Source organism: Burkholderia sp. AU19243 (genome assembly GCF_018148075.1).
GTDB classification, from domain to species: Bacteria; Pseudomonadota; Gammaproteobacteria; order Burkholderiales; family Burkholderiaceae; genus Burkholderia; species Burkholderia latens_A.
The window spans coordinates 291,390-311,253 of record NZ_JAGSTV010000007.1; the positions used below are offsets into that span (position 1 = coordinate 291,390).

Annotated in this window: 14 protein-coding genes; 4 read left to right on the plus strand and 10 right to left on the minus strand. The window is 67.2% G+C overall.

The genetic code is table 11. The features are described 5' to 3' along the window. The first annotated feature begins 111 nt into the window (after positions 1 to 111). Positions 112 to 888: an exodeoxyribonuclease III gene (gene xth / locus KDW55_RS16255; RefSeq protein ID WP_212160247.1), complete on the plus strand. Its 777-nt coding sequence runs from the start codon at positions 112 to 114 to the stop codon at positions 886 to 888. A 23-nt stretch (positions 889 to 911) separates the two neighbouring features. Here xth and KDW55_RS16260 read toward each other — a convergent pair whose 3' ends face one another. The 4 genes from KDW55_RS16260 to glnA all read right to left on the minus strand — a co-directional run bounded on the left by KDW55_RS16260 (position 912) and on the right by glnA (position 7,396). Next, positions 912 to 3,020 carry a prolyl oligopeptidase family serine peptidase gene (locus KDW55_RS16260; protein WP_209820893.1) on the minus strand — a complete coding sequence of 703 codons (2,109 nt, stop codon included), beginning with the start codon at positions 3,018 to 3,020 and terminating at the stop codon, positions 912 to 914. Positions 3,021 to 3,100: 80 nt separating this feature from the next. Further along, positions 3,101 to 4,630: a nitrogen regulation protein NR(I) gene (gene ntrC, locus KDW55_RS16265; protein ID WP_040144588.1), complete on the minus strand. Its 1,530-nt coding sequence runs from the start codon at positions 4,628 to 4,630 to the stop codon at positions 3,101 to 3,103. Positions 4,631 to 4,676: 46 nt separating this feature from the next. Then, entirely contained in the window at positions 4,677 to 5,819 is a 1,143-nt protein-coding gene (gene glnL, locus KDW55_RS16270; protein ID WP_040144589.1) for a nitrogen regulation protein NR(II), read from the minus strand. Positions 5,820 to 5,980: 161 nt separating this feature from the next. Then, positions 5,981 to 7,396, minus strand: coding sequence for a type I glutamate--ammonia ligase (glnA, locus tag KDW55_RS16275; RefSeq protein WP_040144590.1), 1,416 nt, complete (start codon positions 7,394 to 7,396; stop codon positions 5,981 to 5,983). A 403-nt stretch (positions 7,397 to 7,799) separates the two neighbouring features. On the opposite strand from glnA, the gene KDW55_RS16280 reads away from it, so the two are divergent. Further along, a complete protein-coding gene (locus KDW55_RS16280) occupies positions 7,800 to 8,264 on the plus strand; it encodes a rhodanese-like domain-containing protein (protein WP_040144591.1) in 465 nt (154 codons plus the stop codon). Between the two features lie 140 nt (positions 8,265 to 8,404). Here the strand turns inward: KDW55_RS16280 and KDW55_RS16285 are convergent, their stop codons facing one another. The 5 genes from KDW55_RS16285 to hrpA form a co-directional block, all read right to left on the minus strand. After that, positions 8,405 to 9,220: a molybdopterin-binding protein gene (locus KDW55_RS16285; RefSeq protein WP_069241546.1), complete on the minus strand. Its 816-nt coding sequence runs from the start codon at positions 9,218 to 9,220 to the stop codon at positions 8,405 to 8,407. Further along, complete coding sequence (locus KDW55_RS16290) at positions 9,217 to 10,044, minus strand: EI24 domain-containing protein (protein ID WP_059546139.1); 828 nt, start codon at positions 10,042 to 10,044, stop codon at positions 9,217 to 9,219. Before KDW55_RS16290 ends, KDW55_RS16285 begins: the two co-directional genes overlap by 4 nt. Positions 10,045 to 10,157: 113 nt before the next feature. Further along, positions 10,158 to 11,132, minus strand: a complete 975-nt coding sequence (locus KDW55_RS16295; protein WP_040144594.1) for a sterol desaturase family protein — start codon at positions 11,130 to 11,132, stop codon at positions 10,158 to 10,160. 16 nt (positions 11,133 to 11,148) lie between these two features. After that, on the minus strand, positions 11,149 to 12,138 hold the full coding sequence (locus tag KDW55_RS16300) for a beta-propeller fold lactonase family protein (protein WP_040144595.1): 990 nt from the start codon (positions 12,136 to 12,138) through the stop codon (positions 11,149 to 11,151). Between the two features lie 181 nt (positions 12,139 to 12,319). Further along, on the minus strand, positions 12,320 to 16,522 hold the full coding sequence (hrpA, locus tag KDW55_RS16305) for an ATP-dependent RNA helicase HrpA (protein ID WP_209824412.1): 4,203 nt from the start codon (positions 16,520 to 16,522) through the stop codon (positions 12,320 to 12,322). A gap of 23 nt (positions 16,523 to 16,545) precedes the next feature. Here hrpA and argA point away from each other — a divergent pair, with 23 nt between their 5' ends. Together argA and KDW55_RS16315 are read left to right on the plus strand one after the other, a co-directional pair. Then, positions 16,546 to 17,925 carry an amino-acid N-acetyltransferase gene (gene argA / locus KDW55_RS16310; protein ID WP_040144597.1) on the plus strand — a complete coding sequence of 460 codons (1,380 nt, stop codon included), beginning with the start codon at positions 16,546 to 16,548 and terminating at the stop codon, positions 17,923 to 17,925. 49 nt (positions 17,926 to 17,974) lie between these two features. Next, a complete protein-coding gene (locus KDW55_RS16315; protein WP_006478357.1) occupies positions 17,975 to 18,250 on the plus strand; it encodes an oxidative damage protection protein in 276 nt (91 codons plus the stop codon). 175 nt (positions 18,251 to 18,425) lie between these two features. On the opposite strand, the gene KDW55_RS16320 is transcribed toward KDW55_RS16315, so the two are convergent. Then, the gene (locus KDW55_RS16320) at positions 18,426 to 19,838 is read right to left on the minus strand and encodes an MFS transporter (protein WP_212160248.1); all 1,413 of its coding nucleotides are present in this window, start codon (positions 19,836 to 19,838) and stop codon (positions 18,426 to 18,428) included. Between the last annotated feature and the right edge of the window lie 26 nt (positions 19,839 to 19,864).

Below are 19,864 nucleotides of genomic sequence, written 5' to 3' on the forward strand. Positions count from 1 at the left end.
CGCGACACCGCACGGGAAGCATGCGCGGTGCATCGCGCGCCGCGCGCGTTCGTGCCCCGTGCTCGCGGTAAGATGGCGGCCTTCGCACTCACCCCGCACGCATTCCCGTTCATGAAAATCGCCACCTGGAACGTCAACTCGCTCAACGTCCGCAAACAGCACGTGCTCGACTGGCTCGCGCAAAGCGGTACCGACGTGCTGTGCCTGCAGGAGCTGAAGCTGCCGGACGAGAAGTATCCGCGCGCCGATCTCGAGGCCATCGGCTACCGCAGCTGGTTCGCAGGCCAGAAGACCTACAACGGCGTCGCGATCCTCGCCCGCGACACGCTCACCGTCGACGAATCGGACGTCGTGCGCAACATCCCCCGCTTCGACGATCCGCAACAACGCGTGGTCGCCGTGACGGTCGAAGGCGTGCGCATCGTGTCCGCGTATTTTCCTAACGGCCAGGCGCCCGACTCCGACAAGTTCGTCTACAAGATGCAGTGGCTCGACGCGCTGCATGCATGGCTCGCCGCCGAAATGCAGCGCTATCCGAAGCTCGCGCTGCTCGGCGACTTCAACATCGCGCCGGAAGACCGCGACGTGCACGACCCGGCGAAATGGGTCGGCCAGAACCTCGTGTCGCCGCAGGAGCGCGCGCACTTCGCGAAGCTGATCGAGCTCGGCTTCGTCGATGCGTTCCGGCGCTTCGAGCAACCCGAGAAGACCTTCACGTGGTGGGACTACCGGATGTTCGCGTTCCGCCGCAATGCGGGGCTGCGCATCGACCACGTGCTGCTGTCGCCGGCGCTCGCCGATACCTGCACGTCGTGCGAAGTCGACCGCGCGCCGCGCACATGGGACCAGCCGTCCGACCACACGCCGGTCGTTGCGGTCGTCAGCTAACGCCGCTCGCCGGCCGCCCGCGCTCACCCGCGCGCGGGCGCAGGGCCGAGATGCGCCCACAGGAAGCCGAACTCCGCCGCATCCGCTTCCGCGCGTTCGAGATCGTCGGCGCTGCCGTGGCCGCCGTCGGTATTCTCCCAGTACCACACCCGTTCGTGGCCGAGCGCATGCATGCGCGCGGCCATCTTGCGCGCATGCGCCGGATGCACGCGGTCGTCGCGCGTCGACGTCGTCAGCAGCAGCGGCGGATACACGATACCTTCGCGCACACGGTGATAGGGCGAATAAGCCGCAAGCGCCGCGCCCTCGCGCGCATCGTCCGGATCGCCGTACTCGTCGAGCCACGCGGCACCGGCATGGAGCTTCGGGTAGCGCTGCATGTCGAGCAGCGGGACGCGGCACAGCACCGCGCCGAAGAGCTCCGGACGCTGCATCATGCACGCGGCGACCAGCAACCCGCCGTTGCTGCCGCCTTCGATGCCGAGCTGCGCGGCCGTCGTCACACCGGTGCGAATCAGGTCCTCCGCCACTGCGATGAAGTCGTCGAACGAGCGCTGACGATGCTCGCGCTGGGCGTCGACGTGCCACCGCGGCCCGAATTCGCCGCCGCCGCGGATGTGCGCGAATGCCGCGACGCCGCCGCGCTCGAGCCATCCGATGCCGAGTGCATCGCTGTAGCCCGGCAGGTTCGGAATCGCGAAGCCGCCATAGCCCGACAGCAGGCACGGCCGCGCAACGCGACTCGAGCCGCCGGACCCATCGAGCGCATCGCGCGGCCCGATCAGCGTATAAGGCACGACCGTGCCGTCGAGCGAGCGCGCATTCGCACGACGCACGACGAGCCCGTCCGCGGCGAACCGCACCGGCGGCCGGTCGAGCAACACGCGGCGCGACCGCGCATCGGCCGCGCGATCGCCGAGATCGGCGAGCCAGCATTCGGGCGGATCGAGATAGGTATCGACGTCCACATACACGTCGTCGTTCAGCGTCGGCTCGACCGGCTCGACGTCGACCTGTGCATCGCCTGCCCACTCGAACGGCCGCGCGTCCCACGTCCACGCGCCGCCGTCGTCCTGGCGCGGCTGCCACAGCATCGTGCGGTTGTGCACGTCGTCGAGCCAGCTCGCGATCAGCGTCGTACGCGTGTGTGTCCACGTGCATGCGGACGTCGACGGCTGCGGCTCGAACAGCGTCGTGAACGCGCGCGAGCCGGCGAGGAACGCCTGCTCGCGAATCGCGAGCAGCGAGCCGCCCGCGTGACGCGTGCCGCCGCAGTCCCAGTCGAGCCGCGGCTCGAGCACGAGCCAGCCTTCCCAGAAGCCGACTTCGACGTGCGTCGGCACGTCGTAGCGCGCCCACTCGCCCGCTTCGGTCAGCCGGTACGCATGCGCGTCGAAGAAGTCGACGCTGCGCCACGCGACGTGGCGGCCGTCGATCGGGTCGAACCACGCGCCCGCACTGATGTCGTCGGGTTCGCCGCGAAAAACGACCGGCGCGTCGGCGAGCGGCGTGCCGCGCACCCACCGGCGGGCGTCGTACGGATAACCGGCAGCGGTCGCGTGCGCTTCGCCGCGATCCCAGCTCACGTAGACGGTATCGCGATCGATCCAGCCGATCGTGTGATGTCCGGGCTCGTCGATCGTGAATCCGTCGTCGACGAACCGGCGCTCCACCAGGTCGAACTCGCGGACGACGACCGCGTCTGCGCCGCCCGGCGACAGGGACAGCAGCGCGCGGTCGCCGTCCGGATACAGGATCGCGTCCTGCTCGAAGACCCAGGACTCGCCCTCCTGCGCACCGAGCGCATCGACGTCGAGCAGCGTTTCCCAGTCGGGCCGCCCGGCGCGCCAGTCGTCCCAGCGTGCGCGACGCCACAGGCCCTTCGGATGGAGATCGTCCTGCCACAGGTCGTACGCCCAGTCGCGCCAGCGTGTCGGGATCACCGGGCGCTCGCGCGGCAAATACGCGTGCGCGAGCCGCGCGCTGAGCGCGCGATACGCATCGTCGTCGCGCAGTGCTGCACGCGTGCGCGCATTCTGCTCGTCGACCCACGCGCGAGCGCGCTTGCTGTCGAGCGATTCGAGGAAACGGAAGGGATCGGCCCCGGCGGGCCAGCGAAAGAAATCGGACATGACGGAAGTGCGCGTGGCGGCAAACCGCGATTATGTCCGATCGCGGCATGCGCGATGCTCGCGCATGCCGCGACGGTGGCTTACGGCTCCAGGTGCAGTTCCTGGATCTTGCGCGTGATCGTGTTGCGGCCGATGCCAAGCCGCTCCGCCGCCTCGACCTTGCGGCCGCGCGTGAAGTCGAGCGCCTCGCGAATCACCGCGGCCTCGAAGCGGCGCGCGAGTTCGTCCATCACGTCGGCCGAATTCTCGCGCAGCAGCCGCGCGACTTCGGTGCGCAAGCCGCTTTCCCACATCGGATAGCCGGCGGGCGCACCGTTCGGTGCGGCCGCGACCGGCGCCGCCGTCAGCGGGGCCGCGCCGGCCGGCGGCTGCGCGCGCGCAGCGTCGCCGGCCCCGCCGCCGTTTACCGCGCCGTTCGCATCCGCGCCATCGGTCGGCACCGCCCCCGGTGCGCCTGTCGGCACGAGATCGGGTGGCAGGTCCTTGATTTCGACGGTCTGCGCGGGCGCCATCACGGTCAACCAGTTAGCGAGGTTCTCGAGCTGCCGCACGTTGCCGGGAAACGGCAGCGACGTCAGGTACGCAAGCGCCTCGTCGGACACGCGCTTCGGCTCGACGCCGAGATCGCGCGCACTCTTCTGCAGGAAGTGACGCGTGAGCAGCGCGATGTCCTCGCTGCGTTCGCGCAGCGGCGGCAGCCGCAGCCGGATCACGTTGAGCCGATGGTAGAGGTCCTCGCGGAACAACCCCTGCCGCACGCGCGCCTCGAGATTCTGGTGCGTCGCGGCGATCACGCGGACGTTCGCGCGCAGCGGATTGTGGCCGCCGACGCGATAGAACTGCCCGTCCGACAGCACGCGCAACAGCCGCGTTTGCAGATCGAACGGCATATCGCCAATTTCATCGAGGAACAGCGTGCCGTTCTCGGCCTGCTCGAAGCGGCCCTGGCGCGTCGTCTGCGCGCCGGTGAACGCGCCGCGCTCGTGGCCGAACAGTTCGGATTCGAGCAGGTCCTTCGGAATCGCCGCGGTGTTCAGTGCGATGAACGGGCCGTTCGCACGCGGGCTGTGACGATGCAGCGCGCGCGCGACGAGTTCCTTGCCGGTGCCCGATTCGCCCGTGATCAGCACGGTCGCGGCCGAATGCGACAGCCGGCCGATTGCGCGGAACATGTCCTGCATCGCGGGCGCCTGGCCGAGCATCTCGGGCGCTTCGGCCAAGCGCTCGTCCTGCGGCGCGCCGCCGCGCAGGCTTTCCTCGACCGCTCGGCGGATCAGCTCGACGGCCTTGTCGACGTCGAACGGCTTCGCGAGATACTCGAACGCGCCGCCCTGGAACGCCGCGACCGCGCTGTCGAGATCGGAGAACGCCGTCATGATGATGACGGGCAGCCCCGGCAACCGCTCATGCATCGCCTGCAGCAGCTCGAGGCCGGAGCCGCCCGGCATCCGGATGTCGGACACGAGCACCTGCGGCGTCTCGTGATCGAGCGCGGCCAGCGCATCGCGCACGTTCGCGAAGCTCTTGGTCGCGAAGCTGTCCCGGGCGAGCGCCTTTTCGAGCACCCAGCGGATCGATTGATCGTCGTCTACTATCCAGATCGGCTTCATAGGTCGGTCAGATATTGGTGAATCCGGTGAATCGTCCTGCTGCAACTCAATGGTCGAGCGGCAGCAGGATCTGAAATTCGGTACGTCCAGGCCGGCTCTCGACCTCGATCATCCCGTCGTGCTGCTGCACGAACGTCTGCGCGAGCGTGAGGCCAAGGCCGCTGCCGTCGTCGCGCCCGGACACGAGCGGATAAAAGATTCGGTCGCGAATCTCGTCCGGAATGCCGGGCCCGTTGTCGACCACGTGCAAGTCGAGTGCCAGCTTGTACAGGCGCTTCGCGATCGTCACCTTGCGCGCAACGCGCGTGCGCAGCTCGATCTTCGCATCGCCTTGGGCGATCCGTTCGCGCAGTGCCTGCGCGGCATTGCGCACGATGTTCAGCAGCGCCTGGATCAACTGCTCCTTGTCGCCGCGCAGGTCCGGCACGCTCACGTCGTAGTCGCGCTCGATCGTGAGGCCGCGCGGAAATTCCGCGAGCATCACCGCGCGCACGCGCTCGCACACTTCATGAATGTTCACGTCGCCGACGATGTGCGGATGCCGATGCGGCTCCAGCAGGCGATCGACGAGCGTCTGCAGGCGATCGGACTCCTTGATGATCACCTGCGTGTATTCACGCAACTCGCCGCGCTCGAGCTCGCTCAGTTCGAATTCGAGCAGCTGGGCTGCGCCGCGAATGCCGCCGAGCGGATTCTTGATCTCGTGCGCGAGGTTGCGGATCAGTTGCTTGTTGACCGCGGTCAGGTCGTGGATACGCTCCTCGCGATCCGTGCGCGACTGCCGCTCGTTCTCGAACAGTTCGACGAGCACGAAATCGGGCGCCGTCTCGAGGAAACCCACGATCGCATGCACGTGCAGCGCCTCTCGGCCCGGCCGGTCGAGCACGGTGTCGAGATGCGTCGCGTGAAAGCGCTCCTCGCCGATCGCGGTGATCGTCGACGCGAGTTCGTTCGCGTTCGGGAAAATCTCGCCCCACGGCCGCTGCGCGAGCTGCCGGCGCGAGATGTCGAGCATCGCCTCCGCGGACGGATTCGCGAATGCGATCCTGAGCGTCTTGCGGTCGAGCACGATCACGACCGTCGGCAGCGCTTCCAGCCCTGCAAGCAGGCCCGAGCGTGCGAGCCGCTCGTCGTCCGTCAGTCGCTCGAGGTGCCCCGTCTTCGCCTTGATCAGATTCTTCAGAGCCATCTTGCGTGTCGTCGCGCCCCACCGGGCCGGAAAATGAAAATTTTCGGAACAAAAAAGGGACGGCTGGACGCCGTCCCCTTTCAGACTCCGCGGTTCCCGCCGCAAGCCGCACGACGGGAACGAACCGGCATGACGGCGCTGATCGGAAGCGCCATCGCCGATTACAGCGAGTAGTACATCTCGAACTCGATCGGATGCGTCGTCATGCGGAACTTCGCCAGCTCCTGCTCCTTCAGCGCGAGGTACGCGTCGATCATGCCGTCGGTGAACACGCCACCGCGCGTCAGGAACTCGCGATCCTTGTCGAGCGCTTCCAGTGCCTGGTCGAGGCCTGCGCAGACGGTCGGGATCTTTGCATCCTCTTCCGGCGGCAGGTCGTACAGGTTCTTGTCCGCTGCTTCGCCCGGATGGATCTTGTTCTGCACGCCGTCGAGACCGGCCATCATCAGCGCGGTGAAGCACAGGTACGGGTTGGCCATCGGGTCCGGGAAGCGCGTTTCGATACGACGGCCCTTCGGGTTCGACACGTGCGGAATGCGGATCGACGCGGAACGGTTGCGTGCCGAGTACGCGAGCTTCACCGGCGCCTCGAAGTGCGGAACCAGGCGCTTGTACGAGTTCGTCGTCGGGTTCGTGATCGCGTTCAGCGCGCGAGCGTGCTTGATGATGCCGCCGATGTAGAACAGTGCGAATTCCGACAGGCCGGCGTAGCCGTTGCCCGCGAACAGGTTCTGGCCGTCCTTCCAGATCGACTGGTGAACGTGCATGCCCGAACCGTTGTCGCCGACGACCGGCTTCGGCATGAACGTCGCCGTCTTGCCGTACGAATGCGCGACGTTATGGATGATGTACTTCGACCATTGCGTCCAGTCCGCGCGTTGCACGAGCGTCGAGAACTTCGTGCCGATTTCGTTCTGGCCCTGGCCCGCGACTTCGTGGTGGTGCACTTCAACCGGGATGCCGAGCTGTTCGAGCAGCAGGCACATTTCCGAACGCATGTCCTGGAACGTGTCGACCGGCGCGACCGGGAAGTAGCCGCCCTTCGTACCCGGACGGTGGCCCGTGTTGCCGCCTTCGAATTCCTTGCCAGCCGACCACGGCGCTTCTTCCGAGTTGATCTTCACGAAGCAGCCCGACATGTCCGTGTTCCACTGGACGGAGTCGAAAATGAAGAATTCCGGTTCCGGACCGAAGTAGGCGGTGTCGCCCAGGCCCGTGCTCTTCAGGTACGCTTCGCCGCGCTTCGCGAGCGAACGCGGGTCGCGCTCGTAGCCCTTGCCGTCTGCCGGCTCGACCACGTCGCAGGTCAGCACGAGGGTCGACTCTTCGTAGAACGGGTCGATGAACGCGGCGCTCGGGTCCGGCATGAGCAGCATGTCCGACGCCTCGATGCCCTTCCAGCCGGCGATCGACGAACCGTCGAATGCATGGCCGCTCTCGAACTTGTCTTCGTCAAACGCCGAAACCGGCACCGACACGTGCTGTTCCTTGCCGCGCGTATCCGTGAAGCGGAAATCGACGAACTTGACGTCCTCGTCCTTCACGAGCTGCATGACGTCGGCGACGGTTTTACTCATAACCTCTTCTCCTGATTGAACAATTCCGGCGGACTGGGAACCGCCTCGTTTATCGAGCTGCCCGGAGTCTTGCTTGGCGCAGCGTGCCCCGGGTCGACCGAATTCTATATAGCAGCTTCCGTGCCAGTCATCGCAAAACCGACGCGAATCGTGCCAGGCCGCGCCGCAGCGGGGCTCCGCTGCGCAATTCCGGGGCCAAGCGCCGCACTATCGGCTGCACGCCGGCACCACCATGGTGCACTTGGTTCCCTCCACCATCACACGAACACATCTTTGGTGCACGCCAGTCATTCTGCACGCTTTTGGTGAAACCGTGCGCGGTGCATGCGCGCGCGGACATGCGGACATCCGCCCGCCGGCGCCGCGCTAGAATATTTGTTTAACGATATGGAGACCTCCCGCCATGAGTACGCTCGACCAGCTTTACGCGAAGGCCGAAGAACGCCGCGCCCAAGGCGCACTCGACTATGCCGGCGCACTGCTGCCGGTCGAGGCATTCGAACTGCTGCAGCTCGATCCGTCGGCGCGCCTCGTCGACGTGCGCACGCGTGCAGAGCTGGACTGGATCGGCCGCCCGCTTGTCGGCGACGGCCAGTATCTGCACATCGAATGGACGCGTTATCCGGGCGGCGTGCCGAATGCCGAATTCATCAATGAACTGAAAGCGGCCGTGCCTGCCGATACGCCGATCCTGTTCCTGTGCCGCAGCGCCGCGCGCTCGAAGCTCGCCGCGGTCGCATCCGCGCAGGCCGGCTTCACGAAGGCGTTCGACCTGCTCGAAGGCTTCGAAGGCGGCAAGGACGCCGAAGGCCACCGCAAGACGGTCGACGGCTGGTGCTTCCGGAAACTGCCGTGGATCGGCGCCTGAGCGCGCGTCCGCTCAGTCACTCCCGCCTGCGACATCGTCGAGCCGGGCGATGACATCCCGATGACGGGCCGCGTTGCGCGGCCCGTGTTGTTTCCGCAGCCGCGGTTGCGGCACGCATGCGAGAACGATGCGCGCGCCGCTCACGCGCGCGGCGCGTCCGGTTCGACGACGTCGCCGCCGAGCAGATGCACGCCTTCGCGCAGCTTCACGAACGCGGCCGCGACCGCTTCCGGCTCGCCCTTCACACCGAGATCGATATGCCGGCGCGCGTAGATCCCGCCGCGCTCGGCGTCGCCGACGCTCGGCAGGCTGAACACGCGCACGCCGGGAAAATCGCGCTCGATCTTTTCCATCAGCGGCGTGAGCGTCGATTCCGGCAGTTCGAACACGTACAGCGAGCGCTCCGCATGCGGCGTCGCGTGATGCAGATGGCGGTACTTCGTGTCGAGCACCCATTCGATCATCGGCCACGCCATCACCGGGAAGCCCGGCACGAAATGGAGATCGCCGACCGAGAAGCCCGGAATCCGGTTGTAGCCGTTCGGGATGATCGTCGCCCCGGCCGGAAACACGCCCATGTTGAAGCGGTGCCGGTTTTCCGGCGACTCGAAGTCGACCGGCGTGGCCGGATCGGCATGCGTCTCGCGGATGCGCTCCGAAATCAGCGCCTTCGCTTCCGGATGCAGCTCGAGCGGCACACCGAGCGCGGCGGCCGCGCACTGGCGCGTGTGGTCGTCCGGCGTCGCACCGATTCCGCCGGTGGAAAACACGATGTCGCCGGACGCGATCGCGCGTGCGAGCGTCGCGGTAATGCGCGCCGGATCGTCGCCGACGTATTCGGCCCAGTCGAGCGCGAGGCCGCGCGCGCCGAGCAGCTCGATGACCTTCGCCAGATGCTTGTCCTGCCGGCGGCCTGAAAGGATTTCGTCGCCGATGATGATGATGCCGATACTCATGCCTGCCCCATGTCGATTGCGGTGGCGCGCGAGCTCGCGCGCAGGTCGTCGAGCGCGCGCAGGCAATAGTGCCCGAACCACAGCGCCGAGAAGACGAGGATGAAAGCGTAAACCCAGATCATCGCTGCTGCCACGAACGGAAACAGCACCATCATCCAGATGGATGACACCCATACGAACGTGGGCACGGTGCCGAGCAGGCCGGTCGCGACGCCGATCGCAATCAACGGCCAGCGATGCTGGCGCACGAGCGCGCGGCGTTCGTCGCGGCTCGCATGCTGAGCGAGCGCGTCGTAGGTCATCACGCGGTACGTGAGCCAGCCCCAGATCACCGGCGGCAGCAGCGCGAAAAACGGCGGGATCAGCCACAGCGGAATCGTGACGACGAGCAGCACGACGCCGACGATCGCCGCGCCGAGCGAATTGAACACGCTGCCGACGAACGTGCCGCCCCGCTTTGCTTCGAGCGCGACGAACTGGCGGTTCGACAGGTGTTTGATCACGACCGGCATCGAGATCGTCGCGATCAGCAGAAGCACGGTCAGCACGATCAGCGGAATCGCGAGCGACACGACGACGAACGGCGCGACGACCGCATGCAGTTGCGACATGCCAAGCGCGTCGAATGCGCGATACAGCGCGGCGGTCAGCACGAACCCGTCGAGCGCGCCGCGCGCGACGTCGATCAGCGTCTGCCACGAGAACCACAGCACGACGCCCCATAGCAGCGCCGACACGACGAATGGCATCAGGGTCAGCCACAGCATGCGCGGGTGCAGCGCGCTGGCGAATGCCCGGACGAAGGAGCGCAGCAAGTCGTTCATGCGGACCTGTATCGAGGAAGAAAAACGGGGAAAGGATAAACCACGCGGCCCGCGTGCGCCAAAGCGCAGGCGGGCCGTGTCGGAAAGGCGTTCAACGGGAAGAAGGGACCGGCTCAGGCCGACGCCGCGCCGCGCTTTGCCGGCACAAGGCGGCGGAAGATCCGCACGAACGCGAGCCAGTGCTGCGCCCAGAAGCCGTCGCCGTAGGACACGCCTTCGACCTGCTCGCGAATGCCGGTCGGCTCGACCGTGCGGTTCCACGATGCAGTGCCGAACATCATGTCCCACCACGGGAACAGCACGCCGAAGTTGCAGCCGTACTTGGTGCCTTCGTGGCCGTAGCCGACCGCGTGGTGGCGTCGGTGGAAGGTCGGACTCACGAGCAGACGCTCGCCGAGCCGGCCATACGACAGCCGCGCATTCGTATGCTGAATGCTTTGCAGGAAGTTCGTGACCGCGGTCAGCACGACGAATTGCGACGGCGTCACGCCGATCACGAGCGCGATCGCCGCGAAGAAGCACGACTGGATCACGTCGTCGAGCAGGTGGTTGCGGTCGTCGCACCACAGCGACATCTGGCGCTGGCTGTGATGCACCGCATGCAACTCCCACCAGATGCCGAACTTGTGCTGCCAGCGGTGATACCAGTAGCCGGCGAAATCGAGCACGACGAGGTAGATCGCGAACGCGACGATCGGCTGCGACGTCACGCCCGGCCACAGATAGTCGAGGTTGAAGTTCGACACGCCGTGCAGGCGCAGCCACGCCTGGAACCGGTCGAACACCGGCTGCAGCGCGAAGAAGAAGAACAGCGTGTAGATGCCGAGCTTCGAGATTGCCGTGTAGATCACGTCGACCCGCACCGCGCGGCGGTTCTTCCACCGCTCGACCGGTGCGAGCGCCTCGAGCGGGCGCAGCAGCGCGAACATCAGCACCATCTGCAGCGCGCCGACGATTACCCAATACAGCGCGTCGTAGGTGTCCTCGTCATAGTCCATCAAGTTGAACTTGAAGAGGAGCGGCTGCACGACGTCGACGTACAGCCAGGTCTGGATGTCCGACACGAACGCATCGATCAGGTGCAGCATCGTCCGCCTCCGCCGGTCACGCGCCGTTCGCAGCCTTCCACGGCGCGCGGTCGTAGAAGTAGATCCCGTGCGGCGAGCGGCCGACGGCGATCGTCTGCACCAGCTTGCGCGATGCAAGATCGATGATACCCACCTTCTTCGCGAAGCGGAACGTCACCCACAGCGTCTTCTTGTCGGCGGACAACTCCATGTCGTCCGGCCCCGGCAGCAGGCCCGTGATGTCGCCGACGTTGGTCAGCGTGTTTTCGTCGATGATGCTGATCGTGTTCGCGACCCGGTTCGTGACCGCGACATGCGTGCCGTCGGCGAGCGAGCGGAAGTTGTGCGCGCCCTTGCCCGTGTAGATTTCCTTGACGACCTTCTGGTTGCGCCAGTCGACCACTGCGACGTAATCGGCGCCGGTCATCCCGACCAGCAGGAACTTGTCGTCCGGCGTGAGCCACAGGCCCGCCGGCACCTTGCCGACCTTCATCTTCCACTTGACCGTCTGCGTCGGCAGATCGATCGCCGCGATCTCGCCGGATACCTGCAGCGACACGAGCAGCGTCTTGCTGTCCTTCGTGAATGCGAGGTGGCTCGGCATCACCGCGAGCGGCACACGCTTCGCGAGGTGCAGGTCACGGCCGTCGTAGCTGTAGAGGTCCACGCGGTCGAGCCGCAGCCCGGCCGCCGCGAACCATTTGCGATCGGGCGAGAAGCCGAGCTGGTACGGATCGTCGATCCCTTCGACGGTGCGCTGCACCTTACCCGTCTTCGGGTCGAGGAACATCAGGCTGTTCGAGACCGAATTCGCGACGATCAGCGACGCATTGTCGGGCGTCGCCATCAGGTGGTGCGGTTCCTTGCCGGTCGGCATCGTGGAAACGACCTCGCGGGTCTGCTGGTCGATCAGGGAAAGCGTCGCTTCGGCCGAGTTGAGGACGATCACGTTGTTCGCGTGTGCGGCTGGCGCCAGCACGGCGGCGGCCAGCGCAAGCGTGCGGCCGAAGGAAAGGAAAGTGCGCATGAAGACTCACGTCGTGGAACAGCAGTCATTGTAGAACGTTCGGCGGGCCTCTCCGGTTGACCCGGGGCCGTGTTGCGCCACTTCGCCGCATGCCGCGGCGGCCGTGCACCCCGCCGCGGCGCACGCCGCACGGCGGGGCCAGAGCGCTGCCCCGCCACCGGCCGGGACGAGCGCCGCCGCGCTAGCGCTGCATCGACTCCCAGACCTTGTGCAGGCGCTTGACAGAGACAGGCATCGGCGTGCGCAGTTCCTGCGCAAACAGCGAAATCCGCAGTTCCTCGAGCAGCCAGCGGAATTCCGCGAGCCGCGGATCCACGACGCCGCCGCGCTGCGACACCGCGCGCTGGTATTGCTGGACGAGCGGCAGCAGCTCCGCCGACTGCTTCGCGTCGCGCGCCGGGTCCGCCTTCAGCTTGTCGATTCGCAGCGCCATGCCCTTCAGGTAGCGCGGGAAATGCGCAAGCTGCGCGTAAGGCGTATCGATCACGAAGCGCTTGCCGACCAGCGCACCGAGCTGCTGCTGCAGATCGGCATGGGCCTGCGCGAACGGCTTCGCCTGCGCGAGCTTCTTCGCGAGCCCCGCGTATTCCGCGAGGATCTGGCCAACGAGCCGCGCGATCTCCTGCGCGAGCAGGTTCAGGCGGCTGCGGCCCTCGTCGCGGCGTGCGTGGAAGCTCGCATCGTCGTCGGGCAGCGGCTCCTGCAGGCACGCGCGATCGAGCGCCGTGTCGATCAGCTGGTCGCGCAACTCGTCCTGAGTGCCGAGCGACATGTACTGCATCGCCATTTCGCGCAGCCCCGGCAGATTCTTCTCGAGGAACTTGATCGGCTCCTTCAGCTGCAGCGCGAACAGCCGCCGCAAGCCGGCGCGGTGAATGCGTGCGGCCTCCTCCGGCGAGTCGAACACCTCGACGTCGCAATGCGTACCGCGATCGACGAGCGCCGGATAGCCGTACAGCGTCTGGCCGCGCCGGCGTATTTCCAGCAGCTCGGGCAGCTTGCCGAAATTCCACGTCGTCAGGTTCTCGTACAGCGCGGTCGCGCCGGCTTCCGCCGCAGCGCCCGTATGCGGTGCGGCGCCCTTGCCCGGCTTCCCGCCCTTAGCCGCTGCACCCGGCGCGGCCGCCGGCGCCGACGCAGGAGCCGCGCCCGCTTCGCCGCCGGGTGCGATCGTCGATGCAGCAGCGATTTTCTGGAACTGCTGCTGCGCCTGCGTGCCGAGTTCCTGGCGCAGTTGCGCGAGATTGCGCCCCATCGCGAGCTGGCGGCCGTGCTCGTCGATCACCTTGAAGTTCATGAACAGGTGCGCGGGCAGCGTTTCGAGCTTGAAGTCGGCCGTCTTCATCGCGACCTGCGTCTGGTCGCGCACGTCGGCAATCACCGCCTCGACGAGGCCGCCCGCGCCAAAGCGCTCGCGGCCCGTGCGCTCGACGAAACCGGCCGCGTATTCGGGCAGCGGCACGCAGTGGCGGCGCAGCTTCTGCGGCAGCGATTTCAGGAGCAGCTGCACCTTTTCCTTCAGCATCCCGGGCACGAGCCATTCGCAGCGGCGTGCGTCGACCTGGTTCAGCGCGAACAGCGGCACCGCGAGCGTCACGCCGTCGCGCGGCGTGCCGGGCTCGAAGTGGTACGTGAGCGCCATCTCGACGCCGGCCATCGTCGCGCGCTTCGGGAACAGCTCGGTCGTCACGCCGGCCGCCTCGTGGCGCATCAGATCGTCGCGCGACAGGTACAGCAGCCGCGCTTTGTCTTCCGGCTGGCCGCCCTTCTTCACTTCGTCGCGATACCAGCGCTCGAACGCGGCGCCCGTGTGGATGCCTTCCGGAATCGCGTGATCGTAGTACGCGTAGATCAGCTCGTCGTCGACCAGCACGTCCTGCCGGCGCGACTTGTGCTCGAGCTGCTCGATATCCGCGAGCAGCTTGCGGTTGTGCGCGAAAAACGGCAGCTTCGTGTCGAATTCGCCGTCGACCAGCGCGCCGCGGATGAACAACTCGCGTGCGCGCGCCGGATCCTGCTTGCCGAACGCGACGCGGCGCCGGTTGTAGATCGGCAGCCCGTAAAGCGTCGCGCGCTCGAAGGCGCTGACCTGCGCGGGACGTTTTTCCCAGTGCGGCTCCGACAGCGATTTCTTCAGCAGATGCGCGCCGATCTTCTCGACCCACTCGGGCTCGATCTTCGCGAGGCAGCGCGCGTACAGCCGGCTCGTCTCGACGAGTTCGGCCGCCATCACCCAGCGGCCGGCCTTCTTCGCGAGCGCGGAGCCCGGCCACAGGTAGAACTTGATCCCGCGCGCGCCCAGATAGTGCGGATCGTCGTCCGCTTTCATGCCAATGTTGCCGAGCAGACCGGTCAACAGGGCCAGGTGCACCTGTTCGTAAGTCGCCTCGGCGTCGTTGAGCCGCCAGCCGTGCTCGCGCACGACCGTCAGCAGCTGCGAATGGACGTCGCGCCACTCGCGCAGCCGCAGGTGCGACAGGAAATTCTGCCGGCATGCGTCGATGAGTTGGCGATTCGACTTCTTGTGCGCGACGGCTTCTTCGAACCACGCCCAGATCTTCAGCCACTGCAGGAATTCGGAGCGCTCGTCGGCAAACCGGCGGTGCGCCTGGTCGGCCTGCTCCTGCGCGTCGATCGGACGGTCGCGCGGGTCCTGCACGGACAGCGCGCTCGCGATGATCAGCACCTCGCGCAGCGACTGCTGGTCGCGTGCGGCAAGAATCATCCGGCCGACGCGCGGGTCCAGCGGCAGCCGCGCGAGCTCGCGGCCGAGCGGCGTCAGCGCGTTGTCGTCGTCGACCGCGCCGAGCTCGTTGAGCAGCTGGTAGCCGTCCGCGATCGCGCGGCCGGGCGGCGGTTCGAGGAACGGGAACGATTCGATCGCCGTCAGGTGTAGCGACTTCATCCGCAGGATCACCGACGCGAGCGACGAGCGCAGGATTTCCGGATCGGTGAAACGCGCACGCGCCTGGTAGTCGCTTTCCTCGTACAACCGGATGCACACGCCGTCGGCCACGCGCCCGCAGCGACCTGCGCGCTGGTTCGCGGCGGCCTGCGAGATCGACTCGACCTGAAGTTGCTCGACCTTGTTCCGGTACGAATAGCGCTTCACGCGCGCGAGACCGGTATCGACGACGTAGCGAATGCCCGGCACCGTCAGCGACGTTTCGGCCACGTTCGTCGCGAGCACGATGCGGCGCGCGTTCGACGCCTTGAACACCTTGTCCTGATCGGCGGCCGACAGCCGCGCGAACAGCGGCAGGATCTCGGTGTGCGGCGGATGGTGCTTGCGCAGCGCCTCGGCCGCCTCGCGGATCTCGCGCTCGCCCGGCAGGAACACCAGCACGTCGCCGGGGCCTTCGCGGCACAGTTCGTCGACCGCGTCCACGATCGCATCCATCAGGTCGCGTTCGGCCTCGCGCGCGGTCTTCACGCGGTCGCGGCCGCCCGTCCCTTCGGCGTTCTTGACGGCCGGACGATCCTCGGCCACCGGACGATAGCGCATCTCGACCGGATACAGCCGCCCGCTCACCTCGATCACCGGCGCCGGACGTTCGTCCGTGCCGAAATGGCGCGCAAAGCGGTCGGCGTCGATCGTCGCAGACGTGACGATCAGCTTCAGGTCGGGCCGACGCGGCAGGATCTCTTTCAGGTAGCCGAGCAGGAAGTCGATGTTCAGGCTGCGCTCGTGAGCCTCGTCGATGATCAGCGTGTCGTACGCCTTCAGCAGCGGGTCCGTCTGCGTCTCGGCGAGCAGGATGCCGTCCGTCATCAGTTTCACGGACGCGCCGGGCGCAAGATTGTCGGTGAAGCGCACCTTGTAGCCGACCACTTCGCCGAACGGCGTGCCGAGTTCCTCGGCGATGCGCCGGCCGGTCGACGACGCGGCGAGGCGCCGCGGCTGCGTATGGCCGATCAGGCCGGTGCCGCCGGCGCCGAGGCCGCGCCCCAGATCGAGACAGATCTTCGGCAGCTGCGTGGTCTTGCCCGAACCCGTTTCGCCGCAGACGATCACGACCTGGTGAGCGGCGATCGCGCGAGCGATCTCGTCGCGCTTGCCCGACACGGGCAGGCTTTCCGGGTACGTGATCGGCGGGACCGGGTTCGGCGGCACGGCCGCGCGCGGCGGGCGCTCTCGACGCGGCGCACGCTCGGCAGCTTCCGGCGCGCGCTTTGCGGCCGGGCGGCCCTGCGGGCTCGGCTGGCCGTCGCCGTCGTTGCGGCGCCGTTCGTCGCCGCGCGGCGGCTTGCCCGCCTGCTGTTGCTGTTGCTGCTGCTGGCGCGGCTCGCCGTGCTGCCGGCGCGCATCGGCCGCACCTTCCGGGTGCTTCGCCGACGGCGCGTTGGCCCGCGTCGGCGCGGGACTTTTAGGTACATTCGACATGGGGGCGCATTATAATCCCGCCCATGAATTCCCAAACCGACCTCCCACCCGCCCAGACCGGCGCCGCGACGCCGCCGGCCGCCGACGATTCGGCCGCCAGCCACGCGCAGTTCGTCGACTGGATGCGCTCCGTCGCGCCCTATATCCACAAGTTCCGCAACAGCACGTTCGTCGTGGGGTTCGGCGGCGAGGTGGTGCAGCAGGGGCTGTTGAACGCGCTCGTGTCCGACATCGCGCTGCTGCAGGCGATGGGCATCCAGATCGTGCTCGTGCACGGCTCGCGGCCGCAGGTCGAGGAGCAGCTGAGCCTGCACGGAGTCGAATCCGAGTTTTCGCACGGGCTGCGCATCACCGATGCGCGCGCGCTCGAATCCGCGAAGGAGGCGGCCGGCGAAGTGCGCCTCGACATCGAGGCCGCGATCAGCCAGGGGCTGCCGAATTCGCCGATGGCGCACGCGCACATCAGCGTCGTGTCCGGCAATTTCGTGACCGCACGGCCGGTGGGGATTCTCGACGGGGTCGATTTCGCACACACGGGCATCGTGCGCAAGATCGACGCCGAATCGATCCGCCACTCGCTCGCGAGCCGCAAGCTCGTGCTGCTGTCGCCGCTCGGCTTCTCGCCGACCGGCGAGGCGTTCAACCTGTCGATGGAAGACGTCGCGTCGGCCGCTGCGATCGCGCTGCGCGCCGACAAGATCATCTTCCTGACCGAAGCGCCCGGCATCGTGGACGACGAAGGCGTGCTGATTCGCGAAATGTCGCTCGACGCGGCCGCCGAACTGCTCGATTCGGGCAACATCCAGGGCGACGACGCGTTTTTCCTGAAGCATTCGATCCGCGCATGCCGCGGCGGCGTGACGCGCGCGCACCTGATTCCGCAGTCGCTCGACGGCAGCATGCTCCTCGAGCTGTTCCTGCACGACGGTGTCGGCACGATGATCTCGTACGAGAACCTCGAAAGCCTGCGCGAGGCGACGCCTGACGACGTCGGCGGCATCCTCGCGCTGATCGAGCCGCTCGAGTCGGACGGCACGCTGGTGCGGCGCGGCCGGCACCAGATCGAACGCGACATCGACCACTTCTCGGTGATCGAGCACGACGGCGTGCTGTTCGGCTGCGCGGCGCTGTATCCGTACCAGCAGGAAAAGATCGGCGAGATGGCGTGCCTGACGGTCGCGCCTGAAGCACAGGGCTCGGGCGACGGCGAGCGCCTGCTCAAGCGCATCGAGCAGCGCGCCCGCGCGCGCGGCCTCACGCACATCTTCGTGCTCACGACGCGCACCGAGCACTGGTTCCTCAAGCGCGGCTTCGTCAAGGTCAGCGTCGACGACCTGCCGGAAGACCGCCGCAAACTCTATAACTGGCAGCGCAAGTCGCTCGTGCTGATGAAACAGCTCTGAGCGCAGGCACGCCCGCCCTCCCCCAGACCGATTACAGGAGAAGTACACGATGGCTCGAATGATCCAATGCGCGAAGCTCGGCAAGGAAGCCGAAGGCCTCGATTTCCCGCCGCTGCCGGGCGAACTCGGCAAGCGCATCTACGAAAGCGTATCGAAGGAAGCGTGGCAAGGCTGGCTCAAGCAGCAGACGATGCTGATCAACGAGAACCGCCTGAACATGGCCGACCCGCGCGCACGCCAGTATCTGATGAAGCAGACCGAGAAGTACTTCTTCGGCGACGGCGCGGATCAGGCGTCCGGTTACGTGCCGCCGACGGAAGGCTGAAGCACCGCGAATCGCGCGGGCCGGTCGCGCCGGCCGCGTTGCGAAGCGAAACAAGGCAAACGGCACCGTGTATCGCACGGTGCCGTTTGCTTTTGGGAGGGCGGAATCGGGTCGATGCGATCCGGTCGGCGCGTGCGCTGCCGCCGAATCGGCAAATCGCGCCGGCACGGCGGATTCAACCAGCCGGCTTCAACGCAGCGCGGTCGCCCGCCTGCGCGGTCTCGCCGGTCGGACTTTCAGCGCTCGCGCCTTCGGCACCCCATTCGGCCGCATCGCTGCGCTCGGCCGTCGACAACTCGTCCGCGCGGTAGCCGGTGCGATTCAGCAGCGCGAGCATGCATGCGAGCGACACGAGCGCGTACAGCCCCGACGCGATCGCGACGCCGACGATGCTGCCGGTCGCGTTCAGGATCGCCTGCGCGAGCACCGGCGTGCCGCCGCCGACGACGAGCGCGCTCAACTGATACGCGAGCGACAGGCCCGTGTAGCGGATGTTGGCAGGAAACACGCGCGCGAGCACGCCGCCGACCGCGCCGTAGAACATCGCCGACGGGATCGTCGAGATGCACATCCCGGCGACGGCGATCCAGTACGAACGCGTCGCGAGCGCATGGAACATCACCGGCATCAGCACGATCTCGGGAATCAGGATCCAGCACATCGCGCGCCGCATGTCGACTTTCGACACGAACCACGCGCCGACCGGCTGCATCAGGAACTGCACGACGAGCGAGAGCGACAGGATGCCGAGAAACGTGCCCTGCGCGTAGCCGAGTTCCTTCGTCGCCCACGACAGCGCGAAGGTGCTGCGGAAATACGTGACGTTGATTACCGGCAACGTGCCGGCCGCGAGCAGCACGACGGACCAGTGGTCGCGCACGACGTCGCGCAGCGGCAGCTTCACCGTGCGCTTGCGCGCGAGCACGCGCTGCATGTCGATCGATTCCTCGAGCCGCAGCCGGATCACCATCCCGATGATCACGAGCACGGCCGACAGCAGGAACGGAATGCGCCAGCCCCACATCAGGAACGACGGCGTCGGCAGCGCGCTCAGCGCGAAGAAGGCGGCGGTGGCGAGCAGGTTGCCGGTGGGCGAACCCTGCTGCGCGAACGCCGCATAGAGGATGCTGCGATGCTTCGGCGCGTTCTCGCTCGCGATCAGCACCGCGCCGCCCCACTCGCCGCCGACCGCGATGCCCTGCAACACGCGCAGCACGACAAGGCCCGCCGGCGCCCACACACCGATCGACGCATAGCCGGGCAGCAGCCCGATGCCCGTCGTGGCCAGCCCCATCATCACCAGCGTGATCACGAGCGCGGTCTTTCGGCCGACGCGATCGCCGAGATGCCCGAACACGATTCCGCCGAGCGGCCGCGCGGCGAAGCCGGCCCAGAACGTGACGAATGCGAGCAGCGTCGCGACGCCCGGATCCATCGTGCTCGCGAAGAACACCTTGCCGAACACGAGCGCGGCGGCGGTGCCGTAGATGTAGAAGTCGTACCACTCGATCGTGGTGCCGACGAACGCCGCGACGGCGGCGCGGCCGGGCCGCGGCTGCGCGGCAGACGGGGATTGCGGACGGCTCATCGATGTCTCCATGATTGTGATCGGCG